Here is a 20,819-nt window from a genome sequence, read left to right on the forward strand (position 1 = left end):
ACTCACATGGCAATCACACCCGGCATCACAACCGACGGGCGCAAGGGGATACCCGTCGACGCGGGCCTCACCAAGGAAGAGCGCAAGGTCATCTTTGCCTCCTCCCTGGGCACGGTATTCGAATGGTATGATTTCTACCTGTACGGCGCGCTCGCTCCAATTATCGCCAAGCAGTTTTTTGTCGGCGACCCGACCACCACCTTCATTTTTGCACTGCTGGCCTTCGCCGCCGGTTTCATCGTGCGTCCGTTCGGCGCGCTGGTGTTCGGCCGCCTGGGCGACATGATCGGCCGCAAGTACACCTTCCTGGTCACCATCCTGCTGATGGGCGCCTCGACCTTCCTGGTGGGTCTGTTGCCGAGTTACGCCAGCATCGGCATTGCCGCACCAATCATCCTGGTCACCCTGCGCATCCTGCAGGGCCTGGCACTGGGCGGCGAGTACGGCGGTGCGGCGACCTATGTCGCCGAACATGCGCCGCACGGCAAGCGCGGCTTTTTCACCTCCTGGATCCAGACCACCGCCACGATGGGCCTGTTCCTGTCGCTGCTGGTGATCCTGGGTACCCGTACCGCCATGGGCGAAGACGAGTTCACCGCGTGGGGCTGGCGCATTCCGTTCCTGGTGTCGGTGCTGCTGCTGGGCATTTCGGTCTGGATTCGCCTGTCGATGAACGAATCGCCAGCGTTTGCCAAGATGAAAGCCGAAGGCAAGACTTCCAAGGCCCCGCTGTCGGAAGCCTTCCTCAAGCCTAAGAATGCCAAGATCGTCTTCCTCGCACTGGTCGGCCTGACCATGGGCCAGGCCGTCGTGTGGTACACGGGCCAGTTCTACGCCCTGTTCTTCCTGACCCAGACGCTCAAGGTCGACGGCGCCGTCGCCAACATCCTGATCGCCATTTCGCTGCTGCTGGCCACGCCGTTCTTCATCGTGTTCGGTACGCTGTCGGACAAGATCGGCCGCAAATGGATCATCCTGCTCGGCTGTGCCATTGCCGCCTGCACCTATTTCCCTATCTTCAAGGGCATCACCCACTACGCCAACCCGGCGCTGGAAGCTGCGCTGTTAAGTTCGCCAGTGGTGGTCGTTGCCGATCCGGAATCGTGCCACTTCCAGTTCAACCTGACCGGCACCAAGAAGTTCCCATCGTCGTGCGACATCGCCACCGGCATGCTGACCCAGTCGTCGGTCAGCTACACGAAGGACGATGCGCCACCGGGAACGGTTGCCAAGGTGCGTATCGGCGACAAGGAATACACGTCGTTCAACGCAGTGATGACCCCGGACGGCCTGAACTTCGATGCCGACAGCAAAGCCAAGGAAAAAGCGCTGAAAACGGAAATCGGCGCAGCGATCAAGGCGGCCGGCTATCCAGCCAAGGCCGATACCGAGCAGATCAACAAGCCGATGGTCGTGCTGCTGCTGTTCATCCTGGTGCTGTATGTGACGGCCGTGTACGGCCCGATCGCGGCCATGCTGGTTGAAATGTTCCCGACCCGCATCCGCTACACCTCGATGTCGCTGCCTTACCACATCGGTAACGGCTGGTTCGGCGGCTTGCTGCCAACCACCGCGTTCGCACTGGTTGCGTACAAGGGCGATATTTACTACGGCCTGTGGTATCCGATCATCGTGGCGCTGGTCACGGTGGTCATTGGCGGCTTGTTCGTCAAGGAAACCAAGGATAACGACATCTACGCTTCCGACTAAGCTGCTGCCGCTGTCGTAAAAATGCCGCTCTCAAGAGCGGCATTTTTTTCGCCGGCTTGCGGGCACCGTGTCAGTAAGCCAAGGCGCCGCGCTACCCGTCGAACAGGGTCCATACGCCCTCATGATGGAATATCCAGACGGCTTTCGAGCCGATACCGACAATCAAGGTGTCGCCATTGAACATCATCACCCCGTGCCGCTCACGGTAGGCCCCGACGAAGTCGCGCAGATCGTCGCGGTGCACCGCAAAGGCGCCGACTTTCCTGCAGTACGATTCCTCGGTAACGACGTACAGCTGTTCAGGCAAAAAAAAGGATTGGTCGACCAGGCCGACTATCTCCAGGTCGCCCATGTTCTCCGGCCTATCCAGACGCTGCCACCGGCCTGGCGGTCCCAGATGCTCGATGAACGCCGTGAACGATGACGCCTTCAATCCGAACGCCGTATTGAATTGCGCCAGCAGCGCGTCGAGCGCGATCATCGGCGGCGCGCCGCAGCCGGAACGCGCGGCATGGGACAGATTGCCGCTTTCACACGCTGGCCAGATAGTTGTTTTTCACGCGGACATAATGCTCCGCCGAGTATTTAAGGAAGGCCAGCTCGGCGTCCGTCAGGGCGCGCACTTTCCGTACCGGGCGGCCGACATACAAATAGCCGCTTTCCAGCACTTTTCCCGGCGGGACCAGGCTGCCGGCGCCGACCATCACCCTGGCCGAAATGACGGCATCGTCCATCACGATGGCGCCCATGCCGATCAGGCATTCGTCGCCGATCGTGCAGCCGTGCAGTATGGTGTTATGCCCGATGGTGACGTAGTCGCCGATGATCAACGGCGAACCGAGCGGCTTGTTGGCATTCTTGTGCGAGACGTGGCACATCACGAAATCCTGGATATTCGAGCAGCGCCCGACCACGATGTGATTGACGTCGCCGCGCACCACCGCATTGCACCAGACCGAGGAATCGTCGCCCAGGTTCACGTCGCCGATCACCTGCGCCGAGGCGTGGACATAAATGTGCTCGCCCAGGCTCGGATGGGTATCGAGATAAGAAGACAATGGCATGCTCAGGCCCCCTTCTGGATCAGCATCGCCATGCGCTGCAGGTCGATATTGCCGCCCGAGACAATCACGCCGACCCGCTTGTTCTTGAAGTCGTTGCGGGGATTGAGCGCAAGGGCCGCGCCCAGGCAACCGGACGGCTCCACGGTGATCTTCATGTGCCCGGCGAAAAACTTCATCGCTTCGACCAGCTCGGCATCGGACACCGTCAAAATATCATCGACGCGCTCGCGGATCACCGCAAACGTGTGCTTGCCCAGATGCTGGGTCTGGGCGCCGTCGGCGATGGTATCGGGCGTGGCGATGTGGACGATCTCGCCGCTGCGAAAACTGCGCTGGCCGTCGTTGCCCGCTTCCGGCTCCACGCCGAACACGCGGCAGTCCGGGTTCATTGCCTTGGCCGCGGTCGCGCAGCCCGACAGCAGGCCGCCCCCGCCCAGCGGCACCAGCAGCACGTCGAGCGGGCCGGCATCCTCGATCAATTCCTTGGCGGCGGTGCCCTGCCCCGCCATCACGTGCACGTGGTCGTAAGGCGGAATCAGGGTCAGGCCGCGCTCCAGCGCCAGCGCGTTGCCGATCGCCTCGCGGTCTTCGGTGTAGCGGTCGTACGTCACGACCTCGGCGCCGTAGCCGCGCGTGGCCGCCACCTTGATGGCGGGCGCATCGAGCGGCATGACGATCACCGCCTTGATGCCGAGCAGCTTCGCCGCCAGCGCAATGCCCTGCGCGTGGTTGCCGGACGAAAAGGTCACGACGCCGCAAGCGCGCTGTTCGGCTGTGAACTGGGCCAGCGCGTTGTAGGCGCCCCGCATCTTGAAGGCGCCGGTGCGCTGCAGGTTTTCGCACTTGAAGAAAATCTGCGCGCCGCTCAGGGCGTTGGCGGTCGTGGATGTGAGCACCGGCGTGCGATGGACCGCCCCGGCAATGCGCTCGTGCGCGCGGGCGACGTCGTCAAAGGAAATGGGAAGCTGGATCATGGCGATGGATCTTTCTGTGGAAGATAGGAGTAAACGGTAGGCCGCGCGACGCCGAGCATGGACGCCACGACCGCCTGGGCGTTTTTCAGGTCCATCAGGCCGGCGTTGGCGAGCTGCTGCACGGCTTCGCGGCGCTGGGCCGGACTCAGGGCGTGCGGGGTCTTGTTCAGTTGCGCGGCAAAGCGTTCCAGGGTGGTGCGCAACTCGTCCAGGCGCGGCGAGGCCAGCGATTCGCGGATCGGCGTTTGCACCGGCTCGGTTTGCGCCAGCTGCGACAGGCTGGCGGCGACACTGGTGAGCATCGACACGTCCACATTCAGGCACAGCGCGGCGACGTACTCGCCTTCGCTGTTGCGCAGGCCGATCGAGGTGCTTTTGGCCGGGCGCCCGTCAGGAAACTGGTTCGGGTAGTTTTGCAGGATGTCGGGGAAATTCGGGTCCGTGATCCGCGCCAGGCCGATGACGGTGGTGGGATCGCCCACCTCGCGGCCGGACAGGTTGTTCGATATCGCCACGATGGACGATGCCGGGCGCGTGAGGTCGTGCAGCACCACCTCCACCATGGGCGCGAGCGTGCGGCCCAAGGCTTCGACGATCTTTTTTCCCTCGCGCAGGAGCAATTCATTTTCGGTGATGGTCATGACTGACATTATGTCACTGATCGACAATATGTCAATTCAATCCTCCATACCTCAAGGTATTGACGGCTTGCGCGCGGAATGCCATCATTGTGGCCATACCATGGAGTATGGTGACGTGCGGCAGCCCGCCGCGCGCTTGACGCGAAAGGATTCACCGATGGGCATTACCTGGAAACACGCCGCGGCCGCCGCCCTGCTGGCACTCGGCCTGCTGCACATTCTGTTCGGCCTGGCACGGTTCCATCCCGCGCTGACCGCAGCCTTGCACGAAGGCCTGGTCAACCGCTTCGGCACCGATGACGAGCGCCGGCTGGCCTTCTGGTTCATCGCCTTCGGCCCTCCGATTACCCTGTGCGGCCACCTGGCACTGCGCGCAGCGGCGGCCAACGACCTCCCGACCCTCGGGCTGATCGGCCTGTACGGCTGCGCGATGGGCGTGGCGGGAATTGTCGCCTTTCCCCAATCGCCTCTGTGGGGCCTGCTCGCCGTGTCCATCGTGCTCGTTGCCGTCGGCCGGGGATGGCTGGTCTAGCGCGTCAGCCTTGCGCTTTGCCCGGCGGCGTCAGCAACTGCACCACCGTGCGAATCTCGGCCTCGCTCATCTCCGGCGCGCCGATGGCGGCATGCCCGATGAAGGCGCAGTAATTCCAGCGCGCAATTACCGGCGCCTGCTCGGGCGGCCAGCCGATATCGGTCAGCAGCCTGGCCACGTAATCGACCCGCTTGCGATCGACACGCTGCTGCACTTCCCTGACCTGGTCATTGGTCATGGACCATGCGCGGATCGCCCGGCCCAGGGTAAACAGGTGCGGCGGACCGCCGGTGAACAACTTCGCCAGCTTGCTGCCGACGTCGATATCTTCCTGGTCGACAATATCCATCACGCGCTGCGTGTGAACCTGCTCCCATTCTTCCATCACAGCGGATTGATAGTCTTCCAGATTTTTGAAATGCCAGTAAAAACTGCCTTTCGTGACTCCCATCTTTTGCGCAATCGTCATGATGCGCAAACCTTCGGGGCCATCGTCAGCCAGTGCCTGCAAGCCGGCGCTAAGCCAGCTTTGTCGGTTCTTTTTATCGTCCATGCGCCATCATACCGAATGGCCTTGACAAGTCCAATGCCTGGTGTGAAGCAAACCGTACTTTGCGGTATGGAGAAACGCAAAGATGAGTTCCTGGACAACGCAATTGAACGCTGCAATGTCAGCTCAGTCGCCATAGAAGCAAGAGCATGATAAAACCGCCCAATATCACGGCGATCCACGAGGGCGGTTCGCCCTCAAGCATGAAGTCGCGGGGTTTGTCCGGGTCGTAAATGACCCGCACCGGCTTGCCGGCCTCAAGATCAGGCAGCAGCTCTTCTGGAAAAGAGCGAGTCCTGACAACCTTGGCGCCGGTCTCCGTAGTAAAGTGGAAGACAGCTTTGTACGTCGTCGTACTGCGCAATCGATGTACCGTGTGCCCTTGAATCGGTTCGATAACGGCAATGCGGCCGACCGAATGCAGATAGGTCCATTTCCCACTCAGCGCGAAGCCGAATGCAATAATGGCGATGGCCGCCAGATAGCCGAGCACCTTGCACAAAGTCCTTTCGATTTTCACTGCACTCCCTATATTGTTGAGGACCGGCGCGCTTGCGCGGCCCTTGGCTTTCTGATGGTCAAGTAATTAAATCGAGGGCCGCCTGACCGCTCACTCCAGGCGCAGGGAGAGGATGTCGATCTGGTCCGCCTTGTCGAAGCCGATGTGCACCAACGTCGCCAGGTTCACGAACCTGACGCGGTAGCGGTAGCGTCGCGCTTCGCCGTCGGTTTCGCGCGACAGCAGTTCAACCGAGCCCACGGCCCCCCATTCACGGCCTTCGGAGCCGAACATTTTCAGTCGTTCCGGCGTCATCAGTGCCGCGGCCTTGGGATTGAGTCCCGCGGGCATGCGGCCCAGGCTTAATTGTTGAACCACCTCGCCGACACGGGCGCTCACGGCCGGCTCGGTCTCTGGAATTGCCTTGGCCAGTTTGGGCGCGAGCGCAGGCACATAGTGCGCGGCCACAATGTCGGCGAATTTGCCCGGCCGCGCCGCCGCCGAATTGGCCAGCACGACAACGGTGAGCTTGTCATCGACATACCGGCTCATCTGCGCCTTGAATCCCTGCCACGAGCCGCCATGGCTGATGACGCGGTGTTCGTTGCGCGAACCGAGCTGCCAGCCATAGCCGTACGGCGCGGTTTTGCCATCGTTGAGCTTCACGGGCGTCCAGCTGGCCTCGCGGATGCGCGCATTGAGGATCTTGTCGCCATACAGCGCCAGGTCCCACAGCGCCAGGTCGCGCGCGGTCAGGTACAGGCTGCCGTCGGCCGTGGTATTGAGGCGCGGCGCAACCCATTCCTGGTTCTTCAATACGCCATCGACCCGCGCGTAGCCACGGGCGCGGTGCGGAACGATGTCGCTCTCGCTGATAATGCGCGTGCTCATGCCCAGCGGTGCGAAAATCCGCTCGCGCAACTGGTCGCCATAAAACTTGCCGCCCGCCTTGTTGCAGATAAATCCCAGCAAGTGGTAGCCCATATTGCTGTAGGACCACTTCTCGCCGGGCGCGAACAGGGTCGGGATGGTCGCTTCCAGGGCGACCAGTTCCTCATCCGTGTAATCCTTGCGCATGTCCAGCTTGGCGTACGGGTCGCCCAGGCCGGAGGTGTGCGTCAGCAAGTGGCGGATCGTGATCGCTTCCCATGCCTTGGGCGTATTGGGCAGATGGCGCGAGATCGGGTCGTCCAGCGACAGTTTGCCGTCTTCCGCGAGCAGCATCACCAGTGCGGCCGTGAATGTCTTGCCCACCGAACCGGACTGGAAGACGGTACGCGGCGTTACCCGCACGCCGTTTTCGACATCGGCGTCGCCGTACCCCATTTCCTTGATGATTTTGCCGTTCCGCACCACTGCAATGCCGATGCCGGGCACGTGGCTGCGCTTCATCTCGACGACGATGGCGTCGTCGAGCGGATCGGCATGGACCGAGCCGGTGCTGAACAGGGCGGCGACCAGAAACACCAGCGTAGTGCGCATGGATTGTGTCCTTTTGGAATTATTAACGTACGGACATTCTAGCAGTGCTTGCCGGAGAGATTGCCGGGCGGACGCATCAACAACCGGTCGGCACTCGCTTTCAAACCATGATCGGGGATGAATTGGTCGGAGACAGTCAGGATGGCATAGAGATTGCGCTTCAGCTCATCGGCTGAAAGCTCGCCGTCTCTCAGCGCCGTTTGCAGCAGGTGGAGAGCCATGTCCGCAAGCAGTATCCGCTGTTTTTCCGCCCAAGCCGGGTCGCCGCGCGTTGACGTGTGCTCCCGGTAAGCAGACTCGGTCAGGTCATGCGCCTTTCGGGCTAAGCCGACAATCTCCTGCTTCATCGCCTCATTCATCATAATCAACCTTCTTCAAGGACTTAAAGCGGCCCATCCGGTCCGAAGGGCCCACCCTGATTGCGCTGCTCGACAATGACATGCAGACGCTGCTTTGCCCGGTCGCGCACCTCGGTAAGCTCGGCAATACGCTGTTCGATCTCGTCCACCTTGCTTTGGTAAAGCCGGATCACATCAGCACAGATGAGCTTTTTCGGACGTGCATCGAGCATCGACGTGACGGGGCGAATTTCATCGACAGTGAAGCCGTTGCGAAGCAGCACCCGAATGCGCAGGACATGTTCCACCGCCGCTTCCTCAAACTGGCGATAGCCATTCCCGCTACGTTTGGATAACAACAGGCCACACTGTTCGTAGTGGCGAATCACACGCACGCTGCACAGGGTTCTTTTTGCCAGCTCACCAATTAACATCACGATAGCTCCACGAGTATGCAAGACCGGTCGCGCCTGCAATGAACAGACCGGTCCGAGGTGCCGAAGTGTAGCTCAATCCGGACCGGCTATTTAAACCCTTCGACGGCATCGGCGCTGGTTATCGGATGGTCGGCGGTCTCGCTGTCCCAGGTTGCCGACAGCACGCACCAGCGCTGCCCATCGTTCAAGAGCTGGAAACTGTTGATCCCGCGCCCCTGCACAGGGCCGTCCGGATGTTCGCGCGTTTCGTAGCCGCTCCAGACATGGGCAATGTGGCCGAATCGTTCAACGCGCTGGAAAATCTCGCGTTCATGAAAGCCACGATGGGCGAACAGCCGCTTGTTGAGCTCAATGAATTTTGAGAGCGCTTGCGGCGCCGCGGCGAACGTACCGGTACTGCGATGCTGGGTCGGAGTAATGACGGCGCCAGGTGCATGAAGGCGCTCCAGGCGGGCCCAGTCATGCGTGCTATTGGCCGGTCCGGAGACGATGTCGTAGAGGGCCCTGACCAATGTGTCCGGGTTGGCTGCGGCGGGGTCGGCCGGCTGCGTGCCGCAGGCTGGCTGTTCGGCCCGTGTTTCATCCCCGGCGTGTGCGGATGCCGGCAAAGCGGTCAGCAAGGAGAGCAGCAACAGCGATGCCGGCCATCGTGCAACGATGCGGCTGGCGTGGAGTTTGATTATTTTCATCAGATTGACCCTGTGTTCGTTCAGGCGGAACTTGCCCGACTCGTAGTACAGGCTAAAGCCTGACACCTGTGTCAAGGTCAAGTCCCACGGCACGGCCGCGTCTATTCGATGATACATTTGCAATTTAAGCAGGCCAGCCTGCTTCCAACCTACTCCTGGATAATCACCGCATGAGCACTATTCATATTCGTCAGGCCGTACTCGCCGATATCGACGCGTTGTCAGTTTTATTTGATGGCTACCGCCAGTTCTACGGACGCGAAAGCGATGTCGAGGCGGCAAAGGAATTTCTGCTGGACCGGTTCAATCACGGCGAGTCAGTCATGTTTATTGCGCATGAAGGATCCGATCCCATCGGTCTGGCGCAGTTATATCCGAGCTTTTCGAGCGTTTCGCTCGGGCGGATCTATATCCTGAACGATCTGTTTGTCACCGAGTCGGGACGTCGCAAGGGCGTTGGAGCCAAACTCCTTTCCGCTTCCGTCGATTTCGCCAAGGCGGTCGGGGCAATCCGTCTTGCGCTCTCAACCGCGAACACGAACACCAAGGCGCAAGCACTTTATGAGACGCAGGGCTGGGAGCGTGACGACGATTTTTTCTATATTTATCCGATACCGAAGTCTTAGAACGCCTAACAAAACCGATGGCCTGTCCTAGGAGCAACACCATAGTACAATGAGCCATTGTGACCGGCAGCCAAGGGCTTTGCTATTCTTAATTTCAGCTCCAAAGTTTACGATATGTTTTCCAGTCCACGCCCTCTTTTTAGACGTATTCTCAAGGAAACCGGGAATCCTGTTGCTGCCATTCGTGCCGTTCGAGAAGTTTTTGGCCTCTCGCTCGCCGAAGCGAAGGCGGTGTGGACGGATTCCATAGGTCAGACAGGGGAGTTATCGGATCATCAGTACGAACTTGCGGCAGCAGAGCTGCGTGTTGTATGTCCACGGTGTCTGTTACCAGACCGGGTGATCCGCAAACTCCACACCTTGCCGTCGGGATTGGCGCAAACTGAGGCAACTTCCACGGCTCAGATATCCGAACGATTTGTGAATGGTTTTTGGTGCAGCTCGTGCGAAGTCGCTTTCATTCCTGACCATCTTCTCGGCGAGTTGGGGCTAACAAAATATCGCACGATCTAGGACCGCGTGCGGCCAGGAGCGGTCATTCAGGATGGGACAAGACGCGGTCGCAAGGTCCGGCTAGATGAACAGACGTAGGACTTTTGGAAAACACAGGTAATGGTAATGAAGAAACTCTCCGGCGATTTGCTCCAACTTGCCATCGATGGCCAATTTGACGTGATCATTCATGGATGTAACTGCCAATGCCAAATGGGCAAAGGCATCGCGCTGTCGGTCAAGCGCCAGTTTCCGGAAGCGTACGACGCCGATTGTCAAACCGCAAAAGGCGACGCCGCCAAGCTCGGAACGGTCTCCATTGCAGAGGTCGAACGGCACGGACGCGCGTTCCACGTCGTCAATGGCTACACGCAGTACCATTGGCGTGGCACTGGGGTCAAGGCGGACTACGAAGCGATTCGAGGTGTCATGAAAACGGTTAAGTCGACGTTCCCAGGTAAGCGCATTGGCTATCCCAAGATCGGCGCCGGTCTTGCAGGCGGGGATTGGGAAGTCATCCGCGCCATCATCGACGAAGAACTGGCGGGCGAGAATCACGCTTATGTTGAGTATTCGGCATAAACGTTCTCGCAGCCTGGGCTGTGCGGTTGTGGGGGCGGTTGGGGCGGCAGCGGCGCCCTCGCTTGGGGAAATCACTGTCGAGTACAATCGGCGGCAGCCGGCCAAGAGCAGACACTGAGAGTTTGGCGATGTGGTCGTCGAATCAATCCTTACACGATGAGAAATAGAAGTTCTATGGACAAAGCAGTTCTGCGCGAACTAAGTCTCACCGAGGGGCTGCTTAATCAATTGGAGGCAGACGACCTCGACCATCCCTTCGGCTATCGTTGCCAGCCGGCCTACTACTGGCGATCGTCGCCGATTGCAGGACGTGGCATTGTGGCGCTGTGGGAATGCGGAACTGTTATTAGCTACTTCAATCAGAATAATCGACGTTTCGAACAATGCAGTTTAGAAAATATTGACGAGGTATGGTGTAGCTACTCATCGCTGCAAGGTCTATTGGCCGAACTGTTCATCGATGTATATGAAGATGAGGTCGAGATAGATATCCTGATCGAATACGCCAAGCTGTTTGGCTTCCTTAGTATCGAACGCTTGCTGATCGAAGCTCAAACACCCCCGGAAGACTACGTTCGATGGCGCCAAGGATTTGCGAGATCCTGCGGATGACAACAATAGTCCGCTTCGAGCTGCAGCCGGCGTCGAGGATACCGCACCGCTACCGTGGCGTACAATCGGCAGAGATCGGCCAGAGGACTAAACCGCTCGCGCGGTAGGACTTCGATTGAAGGTAGCTTGTAGTTGACACCATGGCTCCGGTTTCTATCGTGAAACAGAGGCAATCCGCCTCGTTTCCGACAGGAGCCAAGCCATGAAAGCGCCAGTAAATCCCCCCAGCCCGCTGCGCCAGCGGATGATCGAAGACATGCGTATGCGCAAGCTCGCGCCCAAGACGCAGCAACACTATGTTCGAGCCGTGCGCCGGTTCGCGGAGTTTCTCAAGCGCTCACCGGACACTGCCAGCACCGAAGATTTGCGGCGCTATCAGCTGTATTTGGTAGACCAGGGCACATCGCCGGTCTCGCTGAACGCGGCCATTACCGGCCTGAAGTTCTTCTTTGACATAACGGCCGATCATCCGGAATTGATGGCCAAGATGCGCCCGGTGCGCGTACCACGCACTCTTCCCGTGATACTAAGCCGTGAAGAAGTCAGTCGCCTGATCATTTCCGCCGGCAACCTCAAGCATCAAACGGCGCTCGCACTGGCCTACGCCACGGGGCTGCGTGCCAGCTAGGTTGTCGCCCTCAAGGTCGCTGATATCGATAGCGAGCGCATGACACTGCGCGTGGAACAAGGCAAGGGCCAGAAGGACCGCTACGCCATGCTCGCGCCGGTGTTGCTCGAACGCCTGCGCCTGTGGTGGCGTGTGGCACGCGCCCAGGGGAAAATGCCAGATGGCGGCTGGCTGTTCCCGGGTCTCAATCCCATCAATCAACTCAGCGCTCGACAGCTCAACCGCGCCATCCATGCAGCAGCGCGCGAGGCCCGGATCGAAAAAAATGTGTCGATGCATACCCTGCGCCATAGCTTTGCCACCCACCTGCTGGAACAGAAGGTTGATATCCGTGTTATCCAGGTGCTGCTGGGTCACAAGAAGCTCGACACCACAGCCCTCTATGCACAAGTCGCGACAGAACTCCTGCGCGAAGTGGTCAGCCCGCTGGAGGCCGTGCGATAGACGAAGGTCGTGGCCACGACACGGCCTGCCCTTGAAGTTGCTGACATCTTTCGCCGCCACGGCCCTGCCTGGCGGCAGACGGAACGATTGAGCCTGGGCCAGCTCAAGGTGATGTCGGCCATCGAACAGTGCCGCAGTGCGGCGCTGGGAGGACACGCGCTGCACTGCGACGGTTGCGGTCAATCGGAAATCGCCTATAACTCGTGCCGCAACCGCCATTGCCCGAAGTGTCAGGCCAGGGCTGCCAAGCGCTGGCTCGAAGCACGCCAGGCCGATTTGCTTCCGGTCGAGTACTACCATGTGGTGTTCACTTTGCCGGCCCCGATTGCGGCCATCGCCTGGTACAACAAGACCGTGGTGTATGGCCTGCTGTTCGATATCGCCGCTGAGACAATGCGCACCATCGCCGCCGACCCCAAACGCCTGGGCGCACAGATCGGCATGACGATGGTCTTGCACACATGGGGATCGGCACTCACGCATCATCCCCATGTGCACGGCATTGTTCCCGGCGGCGGTCTGTCGCCTGATGGCGCGCGCTGGGTAGCGTGCAAGCATGGCTTCTTCTTGCCGGTACGGGTGCTCTCGCGCCTGTTCCGGCGGCGCTTCCTCGAAGCGCTCGCGCAGGCCCACGGAGCCGGGCAACTACAGTTCTTCGGCGAGTATGCTGGGTTGGCGGAGGTGCGCGCGTTCGCCGACTGGCTGGCGCCGCTGCGCAAATGTGAATGGGTAGTGTATGCCAAGCGACCATTCGCGGGCCCGCAGGCAGTGCTGGCCTATCTGTCCCGCTATACCCACCGTGTGGCCATCTCGAACCAGCGCCTAATTGCGCTCGATGAACGAGGCGTCACGTTTCGCTGGAAAGACTATCGCGCCAAAGGGAGAACGCCGGTCAAGGCCATGACACTCGCAGCGGCCGAATTCATGCGCCGCTTCCTGCTGCACGTGCTGCCGAGCGGCTTTCACCGCATTCGCCACTATGGGCTTCTTGCCAATGCCAGGCGCAAAAGCAATCTCGCACACGTTCGCCAACTGCTGCAGATCCCCGCCCAGGTCCAACCAGTCAAAGACCCGCAAACCGAGACCGCCCAAGCGACCTTCGTCTGTCCTCACTGCGGTGCCGGCATGGTCATTACCGCGACTTTGCCACGTCACTACTCAATCAGAGCGCCACCTGCGTTGCAAGGTGCGATATGACGCAGTTCATGCCAATGCGTTCAACCGATCCACCATCGACTGCGTCACGACCCGACGCAGGGGGACGGCTGTGTCATTCACAGAAATTTGGCCTCCGAGCGCAGGGAGTATCAACCAAAGTAGGAGACGCCGGTCCCGTCGCAGGCCAAAACATGGTCCCAGTGACAGGTTTAGCTGGGCTACCGGAGCATTCTGCAGTCATCCGATCAGTCAAATCCCCATAGGCCCGTAGAACATCGGGCCGCAACGACACATCCCGCGGTTTCCTCCCTTGAGGCTTGTACGACGCCTGCCCGCCCGGGCCAGCGGTCCTATTGCATTCTCGATAAAGGGCAGGCATCCTACAACCCTTAACAGAAGCGGTCACCCGCGCCAACGGTCATCCCGCAAGCGTGACATTAGAAAATATTTACACGTTTGGACTCCATCGTATGAGCATGCTGAGAGCAAAAGGGAACCTACAAGATCTTATCGCCGACCGCGAGGTCAAGGTCATGGCACTGTCTGGAAAATGGGGCACGGGCAAAAGCCACATGTGGGACAGCCTCCGCAAAGCCTCGACGGATAGCCATATTCAGGGGGCACTGTACGTTTCCTTGTTTGGCGTCGCCACGATCGCCGAGTTGAAGCTAAAGCTTGCCCAATCAGCGGTGCCCATGATCAAAAAGAATGGTCCTCAAGCAGATGCAGTTAAGGGCGCGATGAGCGCTATAAAGAACGGTGCACAGGGCTTTTTCAAACTCGGCACCGCCCTGGACGAATTCGCCCTGCTTGCCGTCCCAGCCATGGTCCGAGAGAAGTTCATCGTGGTCGATGACATCGAGCGCAAACATGAGAAACTTACAATCGATGAAGTCTTGGGCTTCATCGACGACTTCACAAGGAACTACGGCTGCAGGATCCTGCTGATACTGAACACCGACCAGCTCGCCGACAGGACTGTTTGGGAGAAATTTAGAGAAAAGGTCATTGATGAAGAGTTGCGGCTGGACACGACTGCGGCCGAGGCCTTCGACATCGCCATCCAGCTCTCACAGAGCCCGTTTGCATCGAAGATCAAGCCGGCGGTCGAAGCCTGCGGCATCAGCAACATCAGGATCATTCGCAAGGTCATCCGCGCGGCAAATAAAATCCTTGCCGCGCATTTGACGCTTCCGGATGACGTACTAGACCGCGTCATCCCCTCCACGGTGCTGCTGTCCGCCATCCATTACAAGGGGATCGACGACGGCCCGACCATGGCTTTCGTTCTCGACTCCCACTCTGATATAAGCCGCCAAATCGCACAACGCGAGCGCGAGCGCCGTGGCGAGGAAGCAAGCGATGAAGACAAGCTACATGCGCGATGGATGCTCCTGCTTAATGGCCTCGGCATCGCGGACACCGACGAATACGAAAAGCTTGTGTCCGACTACCTGAACGCCGGCCTTGTCGACCGTTCGGCAGTCGATTCGGTCGTCGGTCGCTATTGTCATGAGCGGCAACGCGCCGGCGCACAGGCGCGCGTGCGCGAGTTCTTCCAATCCACGATATGGGATCCTGAACTAATGCCCGCGCAAATCGTGGAGGCAGCGGGTGTGTTGCTCGCCGATGTGCCGCATGTGGACTGCTATAGCGTCAGCTCACTGCACGATTACCTAGTCGAATTTCAGGGAGGGGCGGCGATTGCTGAGCAGATGGTGTCCTTATGGGTCGATCAACTAAAGGAGATGGCAGCGGCGCCGGGCGCGGATCCCAGAGAATTCGTACTCGATAACTGGACGGGACGCGCATTGCACCCTTCGATCATGGCCGCTTTCGCAGAGGCTCGCGTGCGCGTCGAGCAGCCTAGAACCCTGTTGGACGTATGCCTCTTCCTCGCCAAGAGTAACGGGTGGAACCCTTCCGAGGAGGCCGTCATGCAGGCGGCGACCGTTGACGACTTCGTGCGCACAATCTTGAGCATCCGTGGCCAACAGCTCAAGGTGTTCTTGTTGAAGAACCTCGACATTTACGCCAACCGTGGTACTTACGCGCAGCACTTCGGTTCTGGCCCTCAGCACTTCCTTGAAGCATGCAAGAGAATTCGAGTCGAACGCGCCGGAACGCGCTGGGCAAGCCTGATCGAGGATTTGTTCAAAGGCGCGAAGCTTGATACCGACCTCAATGTGGGGCAGCCGGCCGCCGGCACGACGGCATCTGATAACGCACCCACATAGGCTGGCGCTCATTTTAGAAACAGTCCGCTTCGGGGCGGCAGCTGCCGAGATCGGACCGTGCTGCAGCCGTCGAGTACAATCGGCAGATGTCGGCCAATAGCGGCCGATCACCAGCTACCATTCGTCAGATGGAAATTTGATCCCTTTCACCTAATTCTGGAATTACATTGTGTTGAATTGGTCTCCTGGTGCAATTAAAGGAACTGTCGGCGTGGGTGGCCTCGGCATGCTCATGTGGTCAATTTCGTCGCTCGACAAGTTGCATGTTCACTTCTGGGTGGCGTTCGTCGCCGCTCTTCTGCCGGCGATCATCTTCGCTTTTGTCACGACAGACTTCCTTTCTGAAAGAGTCGTCAAGCCAGCCCAGTGGTTCGCCATAGCATGGTATTTCGCCGTTGCGCTCGTTTCCTTATTGATTGCGGCATATCGCGGCTTTGAAAGGAGTGATGCGTTCTTTGTCATTTTCGTTGCTCTTGGTGCTTGGCCGTGCATCGTTGCAATTCGTGCACTTCGAGGACTCTCCCGGCATCTGCCCACACCACGCGCGCAGTTCCATCAAAAATCATTTGAAAACGAAATCGTATTTCGCGCCAATCGAATGAAAGCCTTTCTGATGTTACTGGTTTCGATGGGTTTCGTTGCCATTGGCTTTTTCATGCGTTACGACGAGCCCTTTTTGGGGTGGGCTACGATCTGTTTCTTCGGGCTGGGGATACCTGTGTTTTCTATCATGTTGATACCGGGTTTGAGCTATCTGAAACTTGATCGATCCGGCTTCGAAATTTGTTCATTTTGGCGCAAACACATGACGCAGTGGGCCGACGTCGTCAGCTTTGAGTTGATTTCGATCCAGCGCACAAAGATGATTGGTATCCATTACCGTCCAGGATACGCAAGGCAAAAGCTTGGCCGTGCGATTTCCTCGACTCTATCGCGAGTTGAAGGGGGCGTGCCCTGCCAATACAAAATTTCAGCGCAGGAACAATTGTCGACCATGGAAGCTTGGCACGCACGATATAGCCGCTCCGATTAAGATTATCTATTTCTCCCGCTTTGACTCAGTATCCTTGGTGGCGAAGGCAAAGCGTTGACAAGTTTGAACCTTTCCGCTATTCAAGTGAACGAGTAAAATCGGCCAGAAGCGGTCAATCAAAATCCACAGGAAGAAATGATGGCGCTGCAATCCAAAGACGAGGGCCAAGAGTTGAGCGAGGCAAATTGGATTCAAATGGCCTTCCCCTCTGAGCCAGAATGGGAGAATGTTCTCGACGCGACCCTGATCGAATTGGTGCGCGAATATTATATGGAACCGTCTTGCGCTGGCTTAGCTCTTGGTCAAATTGTTACGCGGCGCCATCCTCAAGCGGAAGAACTCTGTAACTTTCTCCTGAACGCCGAACGGGCAGATAGGTGGTTGCGCGCCGGAGCGCTGGATTCGCTACTTACATTAAATCCGATGGATGGCCTCAACAAGGCAATGGCTCTTATTGACGATGATGACATCGACATCCTGGAAGACGTTATTGTCGCGCTCAACTGCGAACACCAAGGACCTTTGGCTGCAGCGATTCATTGCCATCCAATTGTCGCACTGGTCAAACGAGAAATTGGCCGACGTGGTCCGGATCAGGTGGAGTTCTCTGACATCTTTGCCGAAAACTTCGGTACTGATTAGCCGTACCTCCTAGTTTTGGCAAGCTGCCACGACTTCAGGTCAAGGTCGGCTTCGGGGCGGCAGCTGCCGAAATCGGACAGCGCCGTAACCGTCGAGTACAATCGGCAGCAGCCGGCCTTCCTGCCGTACCGGCTGTGTTTGCTGTTTTGCGGATCTCGCAATCTTGATGTCGAAAGCATTTTATGAACCGGTTTTACCCTCTTACATTGGCGCTTCTCCTTGCCGCATTTTTTTGCTTGATTCGTACGAGTGCCGGTGCGCAGGAAATCCATAAATGGACCGACGCAAACGGCAAGGTGCACTACGGCGACCGCGTCGCAGCGCCGGATAGCAGCAAAAAAATAAAGGTCTCAATTACTGCGTCGAGTCAGCCTCCAGCTGTACCGGCATCGGCCACTAGCGCGCCGCGCCCTTCTCTATCACCGCCGCGTCTCAATTCGCAAAAAAAACCCGTGCCTGTGGATCCGGCCCTTGTAGGGCCAGAATGCAGAGGCCTGATCGAAAAGATCGCAGCTGTCCCCGCTGGCAAGAACTGGGAATTGCTGTACCGGCAGTTCGATAGGGCCTGTCCCGGCATCGCTTACGAATGCGTGGAATATCAGTCCAGCCCACAGAACAATCAATGCATCTGGGTTAAGAGATCGGGAAGTAGAGTCCTGAACAGGAATAGGTACCCATAGTCGAGGACGATGGGATGAGCTAGTTCGAAGTGAGCCGTGAGACAGAATGCCTCGGAATCGCAAGCCGGTTAGCACCGGTTCTTCGAGCTGCAACTTCCGCTTCGGGGCGGTATTGGTCGCTCAAGAATGATGCCCCTCTCGGAGAGAACCCGGTCTTAAACGGCACAAAAAATGGAACTTTCTTTAAAAGCCAGCGATTCCGAAGACATGAAATTGTTGAGGGAATCAATCATAAACTTGGGCTACAAAGGGAGTGACCGCGATGCCACTTATCGATTGATAGCGGATGTCCTGCTGAGGAACATCGCGAAACTGGACCTAGATGAAGATCTGTACAATTTGACCCGCTTCGCAGTCGGCCTAACCTCGGAAATATCGCCGCTGTTGTTGTCAAGGGAGTCACTGGGAACGCAACACTGGGCTTGGCGCCCCGTCTATACAAAGCTAGCCGGTACAAACTCCCTAGGAAGTGACATTCGTCCTCAGACGAAGCAGGTCGCTGCGATGATGCGAGCACTTTCCGTACAACTGACGCGGGACCCATTGTATGCGGCTGGGGCCGGTGCTTTGGAACGATACATAACGCGCAATCAGCTTTGGACAGCTGAGGACGAGGGCAATGTGGAGTTTTGATTAGACACGATCTCAATCATCGCTGACGACCGCTTCGAGGCGGCTGTCGCCTCCCCGGAGCTTATGCGTCCGTTTGCTCAGCCATCTCCAGCGCGTCGTCAACTTCGATCCCTAAGTACCGGACGGTGCTTTCAAGACGCATATGGCCAAGCAACAGCTGAACAGCCCTAAGATTCTTCGTGCGGCGATAAATCAGCGTTGGCTTCGTCCGGCGCATTGTATGCGTGCCATAGGCGGCGGGATCTAAGCCAATTGCCGCGAACCAGCGGTGGGCGATTCGGGCGTATTGCCGGGTCGAAAGGTGTGGAGAGTCGTGTATGCGACTAGGGAAAAGGAAATCGCCGGCTTTCAGTTCGGCTCGCGCGATCCAGTCGGTCAAGCTCTGTCGCGTTCCTCTCGTTAGCTCGAACTGTACGGGCTGCTTAGTTTTCTGTTGCATGACGATTGCTCGGGCACTGACCCGGCCGCCATTAGCAACGTCACGCAGCCTAAGCTGGACAAGGTCACAACCCCTGAGCTTGCTGTCGATAGCAAGGTTGAATAATGCCAAATCTCGGACGCGTTCGTAAATTTCTAGTCGCACTCGGATTGCCCAGATCTTGCTGAGCCTGAGCGGCGACTTCTGGCCAACGAGTTTGCCTTTATTCCATACCGGCCGGTCGGATGGGTTCGATGCTGTTTGCGTGTTCATAATCACCTCCACATTAGGAGCTTAACTATGCGCTGATGACAGGCTGGGCATTACGTGGCAGCTCGGTTTCGCGAATTTGTTCTGCCGCGACCGGTGATGTAGAATGGATGGCATCTTCGACAGGGACCGGCCAGGAGCCGCCGTTCATACTTGAGAGATATCTATAGAAAGACGTTGAGTACAATTCTCTACAAACAGCGCAGACCGCATTAAAACAGAGTGGATCAGGTTTCTGATTGCCGAAGCTGAGTGGGATCATGTTTTTCTCTGCCATATCAATGAAGCCCCATCTATCGTGACAACATCATCTCAACAACTGATCAATTTGGTCCTCCTATGTGCTGAAGCTGGCGAAGGCGACGTCCTGCCCGGGAACGGGCGCAAATGTAACTGTGGCTGGCGGACCAGCGCCCTGTGCTCATGATTACCGGCACTGTTTCTCTCTGGGATAGGCGGGCTGCGACGGCACTGCTCGAGCCCGGAGAGGCACGTCAGGTCAATACCTTCCTTGCCGGGCTTGTCGCCGGTGGGCTGTTCTGGTTCATGTACCGGCACCCGGTGATCGCCGGTGCAGGGGCAATCGCCGCCAGCGTTCTGTATTTCAAGATTGCTCCGCTTATCGGCGTGCCGGCATGGCGGCGCAGGATGCTGATGAATGCGCATGCCAGATTCGATCATCAGAAAACCTATACCTGGACCGACCAGACGCTGTCGTGGACCAGCCTTGGGGTGAGCGAAAGCCGGCCCTGGGCCGAATACAGCCGCATTGCCGAAAACAAGTATGTGATGCTGCTTTTCGCCGGTCCGATGACCTCTCACATCCTCTCCAAATCCTGGTTCCGCGACCAACAGCAGCTCGATGAGTTCCGGGCAGCGGCTTCAGCTCGTCTAAACCCCGCGTTCGATCCCACGCTGCAGGCCCGCGACCATATCGCCCGCTCGCTGCCCTACGTCGGGATCGTTGCGCTCTGGCTGCTCGTGGTGTTTTTCGTGGTTCTGGCTTTGTCCTGGGTACTCTGAAGCATGATTGGCGGCTCCTTGTCGCGCTGGCATGCGTATGCGGGCTTTGAACTGTCGGCGCCAGGAAGCCACCGCGTCCTGTGGGCATGTCTGTTGGCCCCGTTCGCGGGTCCCGACGCCGATGGCCACCGAACTTCCTCCCGACAAGGAACCGGCATTCATGGGGAAGCCGGCATTTCGCGCGGAAGCGCCAAGCGCGCCGGTCGAGCCTTAAGCTACGCAGCGCCGGGAGCCGCGCGTGTTAGCCTGCAGCGCGACAGTGGCGCGCCGGCAGCAGTACGGCATCGACAGTGGCCCAGCGCTTGTGCCAGCCGGCTTGCTCGCCTTCAAGCAGTTCGCGCATGTCCTGGCTCAGTGCTGCGCCTGGGGGCCAATCTGATCACGGGATTAGGTCATCAAATTCAGGCCCATTCGCCCACTCGATC

At 58.5% G+C, this 20,819-nt stretch carries 23 protein-coding genes and 1 pseudogene; 13 read left to right on the forward strand and 11 right to left on the reverse strand.

The features are described 5' to 3' along the window. Positions 1-6 precede the first annotated feature (6 nt). Positions 7-1,710 (forward strand): MFS transporter, encoded by a 1,704-nt coding sequence (locus tag RBA41_RS02240; protein ID WP_306620575.1) that lies wholly within the window; start codon positions 7-9, stop codon positions 1,708-1,710. A gap of 91 nt (positions 1,711-1,801) precedes the next feature. Here the strand turns inward: RBA41_RS02240 and RBA41_RS02245 are convergent, their stop codons facing one another. Genes RBA41_RS02245 through RBA41_RS02260 form a run of 4 tightly spaced genes read right to left on the reverse strand, consistent with a single transcriptional unit; the run spans position 1,802 to position 4,389 of the window. Then, positions 1,802-2,191 (reverse strand): hypothetical protein, encoded by a 390-nt coding sequence (locus tag RBA41_RS02245; protein ID WP_306620577.1) that lies wholly within the window; start codon positions 2,189-2,191, stop codon positions 1,802-1,804. A gap of 49 nt (positions 2,192-2,240) precedes the next feature. Continuing rightward, entirely contained in the window at positions 2,241-2,774 is a 534-nt protein-coding gene (locus tag RBA41_RS02250; protein ID WP_306620579.1) for a gamma carbonic anhydrase family protein, read from the reverse strand. 2 nt (positions 2,775-2,776) lie between these two features. After that, positions 2,777-3,748: a threo-3-hydroxy-L-aspartate ammonia-lyase gene (locus RBA41_RS02255; RefSeq protein ID WP_306620581.1), complete on the reverse strand. Its 972-nt coding sequence runs from the start codon at positions 3,746-3,748 to the stop codon at positions 2,777-2,779. Then, positions 3,745-4,389 carry a helix-turn-helix transcriptional regulator gene (locus RBA41_RS02260; protein WP_306620583.1) on the reverse strand — a complete coding sequence of 215 codons (645 nt, stop codon included), beginning with the start codon at positions 4,387-4,389 and terminating at the stop codon, positions 3,745-3,747. The genes RBA41_RS02255 and RBA41_RS02260 overlap by 4 nt, the downstream gene beginning before the upstream one ends. Before the next feature lie 157 nt (positions 4,390-4,546). On the opposite strand from RBA41_RS02260, the gene RBA41_RS02265 reads away from it, so the two are divergent. Beyond that, on the forward strand, positions 4,547-4,921 hold the full coding sequence (locus RBA41_RS02265) for a DUF6463 family protein (protein WP_306620585.1): 375 nt from the start codon (positions 4,547-4,549) through the stop codon (positions 4,919-4,921). Positions 4,922-4,925: 4 nt separating this feature from the next. Here RBA41_RS02265 and RBA41_RS02270 read toward each other — a convergent pair whose 3' ends face one another. The 6 genes from RBA41_RS02270 to RBA41_RS02295 all read right to left on the reverse strand — a co-directional run bounded on the left by RBA41_RS02270 (position 4,926) and on the right by RBA41_RS02295 (position 8,991). After that, positions 4,926-5,474: a TetR/AcrR family transcriptional regulator gene (locus tag RBA41_RS02270; RefSeq protein WP_306620587.1), complete on the reverse strand. Its 549-nt coding sequence runs from the start codon at positions 5,472-5,474 to the stop codon at positions 4,926-4,928. 118 nt (positions 5,475-5,592) lie between these two features. Next, the gene (locus RBA41_RS02275; protein WP_306620590.1) at positions 5,593-5,991 is read right to left on the reverse strand and encodes a DUF3592 domain-containing protein; all 399 of its coding nucleotides are present in this window, start codon (positions 5,989-5,991) and stop codon (positions 5,593-5,595) included. A 90-nt stretch (positions 5,992-6,081) separates the two neighbouring features. Further along, positions 6,082-7,452 (reverse strand): serine hydrolase domain-containing protein, encoded by a 1,371-nt coding sequence (locus RBA41_RS02280; protein WP_306620592.1) that lies wholly within the window; start codon positions 7,450-7,452, stop codon positions 6,082-6,084. 38 nt (positions 7,453-7,490) lie between these two features. Next, on the reverse strand, positions 7,491-7,814 hold the full coding sequence (locus tag RBA41_RS02285; protein ID WP_306620594.1) for a hypothetical protein: 324 nt from the start codon (positions 7,812-7,814) through the stop codon (positions 7,491-7,493). A gap of 20 nt (positions 7,815-7,834) precedes the next feature. After that, entirely contained in the window at positions 7,835-8,224 is a 390-nt protein-coding gene (locus RBA41_RS02290; RefSeq protein ID WP_306620596.1) for a MerR family transcriptional regulator, read from the reverse strand. An 89-nt stretch (positions 8,225-8,313) separates the two neighbouring features. Beyond that, entirely contained in the window at positions 8,314-8,991 is a 678-nt protein-coding gene (locus RBA41_RS02295) for a hypothetical protein (protein ID WP_306620598.1), read from the reverse strand. Positions 8,992-9,086: 95 nt separating this feature from the next. Here RBA41_RS02295 and RBA41_RS02300 point away from each other — a divergent pair, with 95 nt between their 5' ends. The 10 genes and pseudogenes from RBA41_RS02300 to RBA41_RS02340 all read left to right on the forward strand — a co-directional run bounded on the left by RBA41_RS02300 (position 9,087) and on the right by RBA41_RS02340 (position 18,683). Continuing rightward, positions 9,087-9,542: a GNAT family N-acetyltransferase gene (locus RBA41_RS02300; RefSeq protein ID WP_306620600.1), complete on the forward strand. Its 456-nt coding sequence runs from the start codon at positions 9,087-9,089 to the stop codon at positions 9,540-9,542. Between the two features lie 618 nt (positions 9,543-10,160). After that, positions 10,161-10,616 carry a macro domain-containing protein gene (locus RBA41_RS02305; RefSeq protein WP_306620602.1) on the forward strand — a complete coding sequence of 152 codons (456 nt, stop codon included), beginning with the start codon at positions 10,161-10,163 and terminating at the stop codon, positions 10,614-10,616. Between the two features lie 174 nt (positions 10,617-10,790). Then, positions 10,791-11,228: a hypothetical protein gene (locus RBA41_RS02310; protein ID WP_306620605.1), complete on the forward strand. Its 438-nt coding sequence runs from the start codon at positions 10,791-10,793 to the stop codon at positions 11,226-11,228. 202 nt (positions 11,229-11,430) lie between these two features. Beyond that, positions 11,431-12,300: pseudogene (locus RBA41_RS02315) on the forward strand (tyrosine-type recombinase/integrase). A 9-nt stretch (positions 12,301-12,309) separates the two neighbouring features. Then, a complete protein-coding gene (locus RBA41_RS02320; protein ID WP_306620607.1) occupies positions 12,310-13,497 on the forward strand; it encodes an IS91 family transposase in 1,188 nt (395 codons plus the stop codon). 431 nt (positions 13,498-13,928) lie between these two features. After that, positions 13,929-15,695 (forward strand): P-loop NTPase fold protein, encoded by a 1,767-nt coding sequence (locus tag RBA41_RS02325; protein WP_306620609.1) that lies wholly within the window; start codon positions 13,929-13,931, stop codon positions 15,693-15,695. A 169-nt stretch (positions 15,696-15,864) separates the two neighbouring features. After that, on the forward strand, positions 15,865-16,728 hold the full coding sequence (locus RBA41_RS02330; protein ID WP_306620611.1) for an STM3941 family protein: 864 nt from the start codon (positions 15,865-15,867) through the stop codon (positions 16,726-16,728). Positions 16,729-16,866: 138 nt separating this feature from the next. Beyond that, positions 16,867-17,370: a hypothetical protein gene (locus RBA41_RS02335; RefSeq protein ID WP_306620613.1), complete on the forward strand. Its 504-nt coding sequence runs from the start codon at positions 16,867-16,869 to the stop codon at positions 17,368-17,370. A gap of 182 nt (positions 17,371-17,552) precedes the next feature. Further along, on the forward strand, positions 17,553-18,050 hold the full coding sequence (locus tag RBA41_RS33390; RefSeq protein WP_374709470.1) for a DUF4124 domain-containing protein: 498 nt from the start codon (positions 17,553-17,555) through the stop codon (positions 18,048-18,050). Between the two features lie 171 nt (positions 18,051-18,221). Next, the gene (locus tag RBA41_RS02340) at positions 18,222-18,683 is read left to right on the forward strand and encodes a hypothetical protein (RefSeq protein WP_306620614.1); all 462 of its coding nucleotides are present in this window, start codon (positions 18,222-18,224) and stop codon (positions 18,681-18,683) included. A 61-nt stretch (positions 18,684-18,744) separates the two neighbouring features. On the opposite strand, the gene RBA41_RS02345 is transcribed toward RBA41_RS02340, so the two are convergent. Next, positions 18,745-19,374, reverse strand: a complete 630-nt coding sequence (locus tag RBA41_RS02345) for a tyrosine-type recombinase/integrase (protein WP_306620616.1) — start codon at positions 19,372-19,374, stop codon at positions 18,745-18,747. Positions 19,375-19,794: 420 nt separating this feature from the next. On the opposite strand from RBA41_RS02345, the gene RBA41_RS02350 reads away from it, so the two are divergent. Next, entirely contained in the window at positions 19,795-20,394 is a 600-nt protein-coding gene (locus RBA41_RS02350) for a YcxB family protein (protein ID WP_306620647.1), read from the forward strand. The last annotated feature ends 425 nt before the right edge of the window (positions 20,395-20,819 follow it).

The sequence above is a fragment of the Massilia scottii genome (assembly GCF_030846495.1).
Lineage (GTDB): Bacteria > Pseudomonadota > Gammaproteobacteria > Burkholderiales > Burkholderiaceae_D > Telluria_A > Telluria_A violaceinigra.